General features: G+C 45.2%; 7 protein-coding genes. All 7 read left to right on the forward strand.

Annotation, left to right across the window (positions count from 1 at the left end):
* Positions 1-580: 580 nt before the first annotated feature.
* The 7 genes from AC58UU_RS31315 to AC58UU_RS31345 all read left to right on the forward strand — a co-directional run bounded on the left by AC58UU_RS31315 (position 581) and on the right by AC58UU_RS31345 (position 13,038).
* Positions 581-1,612 (forward strand): GTP cyclohydrolase IIa, encoded by a 1,032-nt coding sequence (locus AC58UU_RS31315; protein ID WP_497321396.1) that lies wholly within the window; start codon positions 581-583, stop codon positions 1,610-1,612.
* 122 nt (positions 1,613-1,734) lie between these two features.
* On the forward strand, positions 1,735-2,751 hold the full coding sequence (locus AC58UU_RS31320) for an NAD-dependent epimerase/dehydratase family protein (protein ID WP_497321397.1): 1,017 nt from the start codon (positions 1,735-1,737) through the stop codon (positions 2,749-2,751).
* Positions 2,752-2,753: 2 nt separating this feature from the next.
* Positions 2,754-3,824, forward strand: a complete 1,071-nt coding sequence (locus AC58UU_RS31325; RefSeq protein WP_497321398.1) for a dihydrodipicolinate synthase family protein — start codon at positions 2,754-2,756, stop codon at positions 3,822-3,824.
* Between the two features lie 22 nt (positions 3,825-3,846).
* Complete coding sequence (locus AC58UU_RS31330; RefSeq protein ID WP_497321399.1) at positions 3,847-4,758, forward strand: Gfo/Idh/MocA family protein; 912 nt, start codon at positions 3,847-3,849, stop codon at positions 4,756-4,758.
* A 23-nt stretch (positions 4,759-4,781) separates the two neighbouring features.
* A complete protein-coding gene (locus AC58UU_RS31335; protein ID WP_497321401.1) occupies positions 4,782-5,783 on the forward strand; it encodes a Gfo/Idh/MocA family protein in 1,002 nt (333 codons plus the stop codon).
* Positions 5,784-6,053: 270 nt separating this feature from the next.
* The gene (locus AC58UU_RS31340; protein ID WP_497321403.1) at positions 6,054-12,416 is read left to right on the forward strand and encodes an OmpL47-type beta-barrel domain-containing protein; all 6,363 of its coding nucleotides are present in this window, start codon (positions 6,054-6,056) and stop codon (positions 12,414-12,416) included.
* Positions 12,417-12,591: 175 nt separating this feature from the next.
* Positions 12,592-13,038, forward strand: a complete 447-nt coding sequence (locus AC58UU_RS31345) for a GNAT family N-acetyltransferase (RefSeq protein ID WP_497321405.1) — start codon at positions 12,592-12,594, stop codon at positions 13,036-13,038.
* Positions 13,039-13,074 lie beyond the last annotated feature (36 nt).

Consider the following 13,074-nt stretch of genomic DNA (forward strand, 5'->3'; position numbering starts at 1 on the left):
CGTTACCTTGCTTGAAGGCAGAGGCTTATCTGCGTTATATTTAAGTTGAGTTTGCGCAGTATTCGGAAAATTACTATGATGTGGATCCGCTTTTGCCTTGGCAATCCGATTCAGATCATCCTTCGGCCTTGCGCACAGAGCTTTCGCGCAAGGTTGTTTTGGGTTAAATCTAGTGTTGGATTTTAAAATATGTTGAAACAAATGAAAATAAAGCGAGGGATCTCCCATTGATACTTTTGGAAAAATAATAGGTCACAGCAGTGCGAGTGCTGGGGTTAAGATTGGCATTGTCGGTCCCCAGGATATGGTGTTAAGGATCGTCAAAGTCATCAAAAACTTCCCCACCTTTGAACCCGTTGTCAGGTATTCAAAGAATGAATTGGAAACTCCAAATTTATCAGATGAAATAAAGAATGAAGTGGAAGTCTTGTTATTATGCGGTCCTGTCCCATACCGAAAAGTTCTGGAGAAAGTGAAATCAGTCGTACCAGTTCATTACGTCCGATATAACGAAACTGGATTATATAAGGCTTTTTATAATATCCAAAAAAAACTTGCAAACGTTAATGTTAATTCGAATATGGTTGGTAATGCAATAAGTGTAGATACGGTAACTCCAGTCATGGTAAAACGATTTTTGGAAGAAATCGATGAACAAGATTTGAAAATCATTTGCTATGATGGGGCAAGCAATCTTACAAGAGAACAACTTTTGGAGTTCCATAAAGATTGTTTTAACAAGGGTTTGGTGTCTGGAGCACTCACTGGAATCAATTCAATATCAGCTGAATTAAATGATTTAGGTATCCCGAATGAATGGATGGTCCCAACCACACAGGACATCGTTGTAGCTCTGGAGAGAGCGCTTCTATCGACAGATGCGAGGAAAAGTAAGGAATCCCAGATCGTTGTGGGTCTGATCAATGTGGATGGCTTTGGCAAAATCGTCGATCGCCATAACTCGGAGCATGAAATTCAAAAGCTAAAGCTCAATATTCACCGAATTTTGCTGGATTATGTGGATTCTTTACGAGGTCATCTTACGCACCTGGGAGGCGATGAATATTTATTTTTTACAACCAGGGGGATATTTGAACAAGAAACGGCAGGATACAAAAGAGTTCCTCTAGCATCAGAAATCTATAGATCCTATCAGTTAACGCTGAGTATCGGTGTTGGATTCGGCAGAACGGCCAATGAAGCGGGTTCGAATGCGAGATCGGCTTTGCGGAAGTCAAAGGAGGCCAACGGCAACTCATGTTTTATTGTTAGAGAGGACAGAGGCATACTTGGACCTTTGGAGATGGTGGATGCCCAGGTGAAAGATTTGGAATTGGTTAATCCTGACTTTATTAAAAAAGCAGAGAACGCCAATATGACCTCTCCCTACTTAAGCAGGTTACTTGTAACGTATGCCCGTACCGGCAAGAAAGAGTATAACGTTCAAGAATTGGCTTTGCTGCTCAATATTACCGTTAGAAGCACCCATCGATTGTTGTTGGAATGGTCGGATACAGGTTTAGTACGGACAAGTGGAATGGAGAAAATGCCGAAAGGCCGTCCACGGCAAATTTTTGAGTTTGCGTTCCTTGATGAAAGTATGAAGAGCTAATGTGAGATGGAAGGGATTCGTCCTATCCTTCTGTTTATATATAGACATTTAAAAGACTTGTCTTTTAATGTGTAGGCTCATTAAAATAGGGATGTAGACTTGAAAATCGAGAGGAGAACGACATGAAAACAACCCAAGAATTAGAAACAAAGCTAGCTCAGCCTTCGTCCGCTTTAATCAATGATATTGCTGCACTCGATGGGGATATTCTGTTACTTGGTATTGGCGGTAAGATGGGACCTAGTTTGGCTAGGTTAGCCATGAACGCTATTAAAGAAGCCGGTGTAAATAAAAAGGTGATTGGCGCTTCGCGGTTCTCTTCCGAAGGATTAAAACAAGAGCTGGAAGCAGACGGTGTTGAAACGATCTCCGTTGATTTATTGAACGATCAACAGCTTCAGCAGCTGCCTGATGTGAAAAATGTTATTTATATGGCGGGAAATAAATTTGGCACGATGGGGAATGAACATTTTACATGGGCAATGAATGCTTACCTCCCTGGACGTGTTGCGGAAAAATATAAAAACTCTCGTATTGTCGCTTTTTCTACAGGGAATGTGTACCCATTCACACCGGTTGCTCATGGCGGAGCTACAGAAGATACGGCGACTGGTCCGATCGGAGAATATGGCCAATCTTGTTTGGGGCGTGAGCGGATTTTTGAGCATTTTTCCCGTAAATATAATACGCCATTGACCGTTTTCAGACTTAATTATGCGGTGGATTTGCGCTATGGCGTGCTTTTGGAAATAGCAAAATCGGTTAAAGCAGGGAAACCTATCAACATCACCATGGGCAATGTGAACTGTATTTGGCAGGGGGATGCGAATGAAATGGCTATTCGTTCCTTGAATATTGCCAGTTCCCCGCCTACATTCTTAAATGTATCCGGTCCTGAAACGTTATCGATGCGTTGGGCAGCAAATATGTTTGGCCAAAGATTTGGTGTGGAACCTATCTTTGTTGGAGAAGAATCACCAACTGCTTTATTGAGCAATTCAGCAAAAGCTCACCAACTGTTCGGTTATCCTCAGGTTTCCCTGCAGCAAATGATTGACTGGACCGCGGAGTGGTGTTTGGCCGATGGTCATACTTGGAATAAACCAACCCATTTCCAAGAGAGAGAGGGGAAATATTAAAGATGAGCAGATTGAAACCACTTAGTGCGGAAAAAAACAAAGCGCTGCATGAGGGATTGGTCATTCCCGCACATCCGCTGGCTTTAAACGCTGCAAGAGAGATGAATGAACGCAGACAAAGAGCTCTCACACGTTATTACATGTCTTCGGGTGCAGGCGGCATCGCAGTTGCTGTGCATACGACACAGTTTGAAATCAGGGATAAGGAACATAATCTTTTCGAAAAGGTGCTGAAATTAGCATCCGAAGAAGTCAAGAATGCCAAGCTAACCAAGCCCTTCCTTCAAATAGCAGGTATATGCGGTCCAACAGAGCAAGCCGTTTACGAAGCGGAAACAGCAGCGGGTCTAGGATATGATCTAGGTTTAGTCAGCATGGGAGGACTTCAAAGCTTCACAGAGAAGGACTTACTGAAGCGAATTGCCAAAATCGCGGAGATCATTCCGGTATTCGGCTTTTATCTACAGCCTTCTGTCGGTGGAAGAGTATTAAGCTACGATTTCTGGAAAGAGTTTGCGAACATCTCTGGCGTGGCTGGTATCAAAATGGCACCGTTTAACCGTTATCAAACGATTGATGTCGTGCGTGCCGTATGTAATTCCGAGCGGCGAGATGAAATCGCTCTGTATACGGGTAATGACGATAATATTGTGAACGATTTGCTGACCACTTACCATTTTGTCGTTAATGGAATCAAGGTTGAGAAAAAAATAGTGGGCGGTTTGTTGGGTCATTGGTCTGTTTGGACGCAAAAGGCTGTTGAACTCTTGGATGCCATTAAACTTGTGCGAAACGATGAAAGTCTAAATTCCAACTGGTTGACTCGCAATATAGAAGTTACGGACTCCAATGCGGCATTTTTTGATACAGCGAATGGATTTGCAGGCTGTATAGCCGGAATTCATGAGGTGCTTAGGAGACAAGGTCTTCTTGAAGGGCGTTGGTGTCTGAATCCCGAAGAAGAGCTGTCTAACGGACAAATGGAGGAAATTGACCGTGTCTATCGGGATTATCCGAATTTGAACGACGATGAATTTGTTAAGAGGCATTTATCCGAATGGTTAGCAGATTGATTGAGAATGGGAGGATTTACAGATGATGTCCGGGAAAACGATTCGAATTGGTATTATAGGTCTCGATTCATCGCATGCTCCCGTTTTTACGCAATTGCTAAACGATAAGAACCATGCTTATCATGTGCCTGGTGGGGAAGTGACGGTTGCTTTTCCAGGAGGTTCAGCCGATTTCGAGATGAGTTATTCGCGAGTGGAAGGGTTTACGGCGCAAGTTCGCGACAAGTATGGTGTGAAAATTGTTGATTCGCCGGAGGAAGTGGCTGATGCTTGCGATGCTATTCTGATGGTGTCGGTCGATGGGCGGGTTCATCTCGAGCTGTTTCGTCGCATCGCTGCTTATCGCAAACCGATTTTCATCGATAAGCCAATGGCTCTTTCTTCGTCCGATGCGAAGGCAATTGTGGAACTAGCCCAGCTGCATAGCATACCGATGATGAGCTGTTCTTCGCTCCGATATGCCGAAGCAATGACGGAGGCGTTACTGGAATCTGAAAGCAGCAGCATTATCGGCATGGATTGTTATGGTCCGCTAGCTATGCAACCCACACAGCCAGGGCTATTCTGGTATGGCGTGCATATGGCTGAGATGCTTTTTAAAACGCTGGGTAAAGGTTGTGTGAAGGTTTCGGCTGTTACAACTGATGAGCATGATCTCATTACCGGCGTCTGGCAAAATTGTATAATCGGTACGATTCGAGGTAATCGCAAAGGCAACTCAGAATTTGGCGCACTGCTGCATAGGGAAACCAAAACGCAGTATATCGATGTGTATCGACATCCGAAACCGTATTATGCCAGCTTAATGGAGAAAATTATGAGCATGTTTGTAACAGGAACACCTGACATAGACATGGAAGAGACGCTGCAGATCATGCGATTCTTGGAAGCCGCCAATGAGAGTCGTGAATCCGGTTTAGAGGTATATTTGTAGAATCGGGAAAGGATGAAACTGCCATGCAAAAAGCAGAATTAAGGGTAGCGGTGCTTGGTGCGGGTATTATAGCCAAATCACATTTTGATGCTATCCGAGCAACGACAGGATTTGCAGCTTGCGCGGTTGTAGATATCAATCTCGATAAAGCGAATGAAATCGCCCAGCTCTATGAAATAACGGCCTATAACGATTACCGGGAAATGATCAAACAGGAAAGACCGGACGTGGTGGTCATCGCATTGCCTCACTATTTGCATAAAGAGACAGCCGTGTTTGCTGCGGAACATGGATGTCATTTGATGCTGGAGAAACCTATGGCTTTATCCGTATCGGAATGCGATGAGATTATCCAAGCTGGACGTAAAGCGGATATTCGCATCTTGGTCGGACATACTCAGCACTATATTGCTGAAAATATAGAGGCCAAAAGGATCATCCAAAGTGAAGAATTAGGAAAACTTGTCATGATTCATGATGTCAGACATACGAATTACTTCCAAGACTCGCGTCCACAGTGGTTTCTTGAAAAAGAGAAATCAGGCGGTGGTATTCTGGCCAATTTGGGTACGCACTCTATCGATAAAATTCAGTGGCTGACAGATCGTACAGTCCGTAAATTAAGGTCATCTGTGAGTTATCATGGAAGCAGGGGCAATGTAGAAGGCAGCGGTATGATATATCTGGAACTTACTTCAGGAATCCCTGCGACAATTGTTCAATCGGGTTACTTAGGGGCATCGCGCAATGAAACGGAGATTATGTTTACGGGTGGTATGCTGAAGCTAGTAACCGGTGAAAGCTTATGGATAAGTCGGGGCGGTCAGTATGAGAAGCTTGAAACACCAAACACAGCTGCTCCATTCGAATTGCAATATTCCGACCTGCTCACGGCCATACGGAACCATTCGGAAACTAGCTGCTCCCCAGAGTATGCGCGAGGCGTCATAGCTGCACTGGAGGCTGTATACCGTTCTGCAGAAACAGGTTTGGAACAGTTTGTTGATCAGGAAATCGGAGAATGAAAATTGGATAATGAGAGGGCAGGTCGAAGGAACAAGGACCTGCCCTTTTAGCAGTTAACTAGCATGAAAACTTGAAAAAAAGGGTTGTTTTCAAGGTCTTCTCAGACCTGGGAAATAACCCCTTTTGTTTTCTGGAATTTGTAGACACTTTGTTGAATTGAATGTATATCTTCAAGGCTACTCTGGACTTTATAATTTAGGATAGCACGAAATGAAAACGCTTTATTTATGGGTGGTTGACCAAATTTGAATGGAAAGGAAGGATTATTAATGAGTCGAATTAGAGGTTCGCAGTTTCTATCTGTTTTCCTATCTTTTTTAATGGCATTTTCGGTATTTACGGTATTCCCCGGAAAAGCAAAAGCGGACACGCTGCCGATTCTTCCAAACAGTGGATTCGAGCAGGTTTCCGGTGGAAAGCCACTTAACTGGTCCGTTTTGAGCGGGACGGTGACATCTTCAACGTACACCGTACACAGCGCAGTTTACAGCGTGCAGTTAACGGATAATAGCAGTACAGCATCCGTTGGTCTGCGCAGTCAGAAGATCTCGGTTACGCCTGGCAAAGATTATGAGGCTTCCGTGTATTCTTACAATGCACAGGGCAGTTCGTCCCTATATTTGGAGTTTTGGGATGCGAGTAACACGCTCATCCTTTTTCCAACTGCCACTAATAATACGTTAAATCAGTGGAAGCAGCTCGGAATCAGTCAAACTGCGCCGGCAGGTGCTGTTTTCGCAAGCTTGAGAGTCTATTCAGGACAAGGGAACATCGGTACATCCTATTTTGACGATGCGGATTTTCGGGAGTTGGTGAAGGATCCGAGCACGCCACTAAGGAACGGTGGAATGGAGAATACGATTGATGGAATGCCTCGCTACTGGGATTCTATCTTCGGCGGTAATATTACGTCCTCTCTGGAGAGGAAGCATTCGGGAGATCGCAGTGTAAAAATGGTGGATACGAGCGCAACCGCTGGCATCGGAGTACGAAGTCAGAAAATGCCAGTTTCAGTAGGGGTAAAATATGAAGCGGAAGTATTTGCCTATGACGAATCCGGCGCTTCTACCATTTTTCTGGAGTTTTGGGATGCCGCCAACACAAATTTAACGAACGTGATTGCGGCTAGCACTACTCAGAATGAATGGAAGCCGATTCGTGCTGTCGGTGCTGCGCCTGTTGGAGCAGCTTACGCCACGATAAGATTGTATCTGGGAGGCACTAACATCGGTACGAGTTATTTTGACGATGCCAAATTCGGGGAAGCCACTCCGGACCCAAGTCCCTATTTGAATAACGGCAGATTCGAGCTGTTGGATAATGGCAAGCCAAGTAATTGGCGTGGGGTCGACGGCGATGTGGAGGTATCTAATGAGATGGTCTATGACGGGATCCGCAGCATCAAAATAACAAATGCCGTGGATCAGTCGGCAGGATTGCGTAGCCATCTCATTCCAGTTTCACCAGGCGTTGAATATACGTCAAATGTGTTTGCTTTCACGAACTCCGGGACAGCTGAACTGAAGGTCGAATTATGGGATGCGGACAAGGTCTTCCTTTCAACGGTGTCTCAGACGGGTTCGTCCAGTAACGCTTGGACGCCCATAACGCTTAAGAGCGTTTTTTCGGCTCAGACCGCCTATATTAGCCTGCGATTAGGCACCTCGCCGCCAGCCGGAGGAACTGTATATTTCGATAACGCGACATTCATTAGGTCGGGTGAATTGATGAATAGCAAAACGAGGACGACACTGTACAGCCAGGAGAAGGTCACGGCCGCCCGGCAAAATATACAGCAGCTGCAATGGGCAAAGAGCTTGAAGGATTCGGCGGTTTCAAACGCGGATAAATTTCTGGCTAAAGGATTGGACTTTTTGTGGAACGCGGTTCCCAGTCAAAAGCTTCCTCGCAGTTATGCTGTTAATCAGTCGTTAGGAAGCCCGATAACCGGCGAGGAGATTAAAAAATACGGCAACTATCCTTATCGTATTGATCCATTGAATGACCCATGGAAAATTGTAGATCCGAGTGCAAAAGACAAAGACGGCAACTTTTACCGCTTTCCAACGAACGACTTCGGAGCTTATTACCGCAGCGGTTTGGACGAACACGGCATATTTCTGCCGGAGCTCGCGGATCGAAGTTTGCTCGTAAACACGCTCTATCCTGAAAAGGGACCCACCTGGGGAGTCGATGATGGCTATGGCTGGGTAGATGATCAAGGAAAACGGTATACATTCATCGCCTACTATGTCCACTGGTCATGGTACGGGGGAGATTCTCTGATTCAGCGTTCTTTGAATGCATTCCGCGATGCTTATTTATATACGGGGGACATCAAATATGGCCGTGCCGGTTCGATATTGCTAGATCGGGTGGCGGATGTTTATCCGGAAATGGATATAAGCAAGTTTGACAGAGCGGTGTTTCTAAATTCATCGGGCAAATCTGTCGGCAATGGCAAAGTATTAGGCGGCATTTGGGAAACCGAATTAGTAAAGTCGTTTATTAGTGCCTACGATGCTTTATTCCCGGCACTCGATGACCCGGGAACCATTCAATTTCTGAGTGCGAAGTCGACGCAATTTCGATTGGTTAATACGAAAAATTCCGGAGCAAACATTCGTCGGAATATCGAAGACGGTATGATTAAGCAAGTATTTCCGGCAGTAAAAAAGACGCAAATTCTAGGCAATGACGGCATGCATCAAAGTGCTTTAGCCATGGCTGCTGTTGTCTACGATACGATGCCTGAAACGAAAGAGTGGCTAGACTTCATTTTTCAGACAGGAGGAGTCCTTGCTAATCCAACCCGCTTGACAGGTGGGAATATTCTAAGTTCACTTGTTTCGGACGTCGACCGAGATGGGAATGGAAATGAAAGCGCGCCTGGTTACAATGCTTTGTGGCTGGTGAATCATCGGTTGACTGCCGATATTTTGGAGGGCTACGATTTATACCCGCAGGCCGATCTGTACAACAACGTGAAGTTTAGAAAAATGTTTTCCGCTATGAGTACACTCATATTGAGCGAGAAATTCACAGCAAACATCGGGGATACGGGCCGAACCGGAAATCCTTTTATCATTGAGCGAATGACGGATTCCGTCAAAGCGTTTGAAAAATTCGGTGATCCGATTTATGCGCAGCTGGCTTATTTTCTGAACAATAATACGACCGACGGGATTCATAAGGATGTATTTTCCTCCAGTCCTAGTGCGATCGCTAATCAAATTCAAGAGGTTATTAACGTAAAAGGTCCACTGAATTTGGAAAGTGTAAATGCGAGCGGATATGGATTTGCCGCGCTGCGGGACGGTGATAATCCGAAAGTTGATTATGGAACGAGGATTGGCTTTGGCGGCATGAACGTGTCCGCACAAAGCGTACCGACGAAGTTTGTTGAGGCTACTAGTTCCATCCAGCTTGCGGCAACTCAAAGCGGAGAAACGGCAACATTTGAATTTACTGTTCCGACTACGGATGATTATGAGTTGGATTTACTCCCCGTAAAAGCGCAGTCTAATGGCATTTATCGTATTTCCATCGATGGGCAACCTGTTAAAGAGTTGGATTTTTACGGGACGGATACGAATGCATATGAGATCATCAACCAGATGAATCTTACGCAAGGACTGCATACTATTTCCTTCGAGGGTATCGGGAAGCATCCGTCATCCAGCGGCTATAATCTGGACGTCCGCGTATTTAATTTGCTGAATGCGCAGGCGCGCTCCCAGCGGGATGCCCAGCTGAACGCGATTAACACGCTTCGGGATGAATGGATGTTCTATGGCCGCAACGTAAGCCACGGTCATGGGGACACGTTAAATGTTGGATTTCACGCATTTGGTCTCGATTTGTCGCCAGATTTGGGCTACCCCGAATTCGCGGACAGCGTCGATATGCATCGAGCGCAGTGGGTCGTCAATACAATCAGCCATAACACGGTAGTCGTGGATAAACGAAAACAGAACACGAATTTGTGGGCTGCGGATGCAAAGCATTTCGATGATACAGATTTGGTGAAGCTCATTGATGTGGAGGCGCCTAAGGTATATCCGCAGACGACGCTATATAAGCGGACTACGGCCATGATCAAGGCAGATGACAAAAACTCCTATACCGTGGATCTGTTTCGGGTTAAGGGAGGCAATGATCATTACTTTAGCTTCCATGGAGCAGAAGGAACGGTCGAGACGGAAGGGTTGAACCTGGTACCGCAGGCAACAGGGACGTATGCGGGAGCGGACGTACCTTATGGGCAAAGAGTCGATGATATCGCAGGGGTCGGTTATATGGGCAGCGGGTTTCACTATTTGAAAAATGTGGAACGTGATGGGTCTCCAGCGGACAAATTCAGTATCGACTGGAATGTGAAAGATACCTGGAATATGTACGGTCATGGAAGCGGGGCTGCGACAGATGTTCACCTTAGATTGACGATGTTAGGCAATGTAAATGACGTAGCGCTGGCCGACGGAGTACCGCCACAAAATAAGGTGGGCAATCCGAAAGATCTCCGGTATTTGATCGCCCACAGCAGCGGTACTAACATTGATAGTTTATTTACTTCGATCATTGAGCCGTATAAGGGAGAACGCTTTATTAGTTCCATCACACCATTGATCGTTAAGCTGAACGGACAGACCGTGGATGACAGCGGGGTTCGGGCAGTAAGCGTAAAATTGAAAAACGGCAGAACCGATTATATGGTTAGCAGCTTGGATTCAAGCAAAGCTTACACGGTTGAACTGCCTGATACCGCATACTCTTTGGAGTTTAAAGGCTTCTTCGGCGTATATTTGGTGCAGGAGGATGGAAGTGCGAGCACCTATTTGCACGACGGCTCTTATATCGGAAAGAACAATGTAGTCCGGCAGGATCGGGTTGGAGCCGTTACCGGAACAGTTGTGGACTTTACGAAGGATTTGTCACCGCATAACGAGATCATTATCGAAGCTTCTGGGCTTTTCAGCACCCCTGCCGATTTGATTGGTAAGAGCATCACCATTCAAAACGACGGTGTCCGCTATGCGTCTTATCGCATCAAGGATGTATCCGCCATGGAAGGGACCCGCTTGAAGCTCGATATAGGGGACATTACGCTTGTCCGATCCTATAAAGATTCGAATGATTTCAGTAAAGGATTTATCTATGATATAGCAGGTGGTGCTTCATTTAGGATCCCGCTGACGTACAGCACTAATCAAGTTGCGCAACCGCCAGCAGAGGCAATCCTTACTGCAGATATCACAGCACCGACCAACACCAATGTCACCGTAACGATCAGCTATCCGGCTATTGCAGCGGTGAAAGAGTATAAAGTAGGTGATAGCGGCACATGGACAGCATACACGACGCCAGTAGTCGTTTCCGAAAATGGCATGATCTTTGCGAGAGGAATAGATGCGGCAGGCCATGCGTCCAATATTAGCAGCTACACGGTGAACAATATTGACAAAATAGCGCCGAGTACATCAGTCAGTGTGAACCCGGCACAACCGGAAGGACCAAACGGTACTTACGCTGGGCCGATTGCATTTAGTTTAAATGCAGTGGATGTTGATTCAGGTGTGAAGAAAACAGAATACAGTCTGGATAATGGGACTACTTTTCAGCTCTATACATCACCTGTTACGTTGGATAAGCAAGGTCAATATACCTTGATCTATAAGTCAACGGATCAAGCAGGGAATATTGAGTCGGCACATAATCTTAGTTTTTCGCTTGCCACAACCGCGGTAAAGATTGAGTTAAAAGACAGTAATGGAAATCCGCTCAGCGGCGGAGTAGTGAAATACTACGACGGAGGATGGAAGGATTTTGGTGTGACGGACGCTAGTGGAAGGGTAAGTAAATCCATAGCAGACAAAAGCTACACCTTCGGCATTACGTATGAGGGAACATATAAAGAGAAGCTGCAAAATACCAGAACTGATGCAGTGGTTGTATTCCAGACGGTAAAAGCCAAGGTTCAGCTGAAGGACAGCCAAGGAAATCTGATGGACAGCGGAAGCGTGAAATACTACGCGGGAGGCTGGTTGACGTTTGGTCATACAACTGGTGGAGAGATCAGCAAGGAGCTATTGCCTGGTTCTTATACCTTCGGCATGACAAACGTGGGTGCGTATAAGGAGAAGGTACAGAATATAGGGATTGACCCAGTAGTCGTATTCCAGACGGTAAAGGTCAAAGTACAATTGAAAGACAGCCAGGGAAATCTGATGGACAGCGGCAGTGTGAAATACTATGCGGGAGGCTGGTTGACGTTCGGCCAAACAATAGGCGGAGAGGTCAGCAATGAGTTATTGCCCGGCACTTATACTTTCGGCATGACCAACGAGGGAGCGTATAAGGAGAAAGTACAGGATATTGGAACTGACGCAGTGGTCATATTCCAGACGATTAAGGTCAAGGTACAACTGAAAGACAGTCAAGGAAATCTGATGGACAGCGGAAGCGTGAAATACTATGCGGGAGGCTGGCTGACTTTTGGCCAAACAACCGGTGGAGAGATCAGCAAGGAGCTATTGCCTGGTTCTTATACCTTCGGCATAACTTATGGGGGAATGTACAGAGAAATTGTAAATAACATAACAACTAATCCAACTGTAGTATTCCAAATGTAAAAGGACGTCTTTCTATCAGGTGCTTCCTAAATGGAATCAAAGTTTCAAATTGATGGAGGAGCTCGCTTTCGTGGCGGCTTCTCTTTTTTATTTCGAATAACGTGCAAAAATATTATTGAATATACATACACTTTTATGTATAATTATGCAATATTGAAAATGGAGGGAATTATTAATGCCACTTATCGTGAGAGACGCAGAACCTGATGATGAAAACAGCTTGACCGAATTAATGTATGAATACATCGTAGGATTTTATCAGAAACCTAGGCCGGCCGATGGAAAAATACATAAGTTGATTCAAACCCTTTTAGAGAAACAATTAGGTATACAGTTTGTCGCAGAACAAGACGGAAAGCTAGTCGGCTTTGCTACCTTATACTTCGCATTTAGTACGATGAAAGCAGAGAAAATTACCATCATGAACGACCTTTATGTCATTGAGCCATTTCGAGGTACAGAAGTGGAATCAGAACTTTTTTTAGAATGTCAAGGTTACTCAAAAGATCAAGGATATGCGTATATGTCTTGGATAACGGCTCCTGATAATAAACGAGCTCAACATTTTTTTGATAAAATGGGCGGGGTTCAAGGGGATTGGGTTAACTATTCCATCGTCTAAGCCGTTGCGATTAATCTGGCCGCTGATCCGTTCGAA

Source organism: Paenibacillus sp. JT22N1 (assembly GCF_059692155.1).

What these genes read in the sequence shown, in the direction of transcription:
- AC58UU_RS31340 (WP_497321403.1), top strand. Translation starts at nt 6,054, where the DNA reads ATGAGTCGAATTAGAGGTTCGCAGTTTCTATCTGTTTTCCTATCTTTT.
- AC58UU_RS31330 (WP_497321399.1), top strand. Translation starts at nt 3,847, where the DNA reads ATGATGTCCGGGAAAACGATTCGAATTGGTATTATAGGTCTCGATTCA.
- AC58UU_RS31325 (WP_497321398.1), top strand. Translation starts at nt 2,754, where the DNA reads ATGAGCAGATTGAAACCACTTAGTGCGGAAAAAAACAAAGCGCTGCAT.
- AC58UU_RS31345 (WP_497321405.1), top strand. Translation starts at nt 12,592, where the DNA reads ATGCCACTTATCGTGAGAGACGCAGAACCTGATGATGAAAACAGCTTG.
- AC58UU_RS31335 (WP_497321401.1), top strand. Translation starts at nt 4,782, where the DNA reads ATGCAAAAAGCAGAATTAAGGGTAGCGGTGCTTGGTGCGGGTATTATA.
- AC58UU_RS31320 (WP_497321397.1), top strand. Translation starts at nt 1,735, where the DNA reads ATGAAAACAACCCAAGAATTAGAAACAAAGCTAGCTCAGCCTTCGTCC.
- AC58UU_RS31315 (WP_497321396.1), top strand. Translation starts at nt 581, where the DNA reads ATGGTTGGTAATGCAATAAGTGTAGATACGGTAACTCCAGTCATGGTA.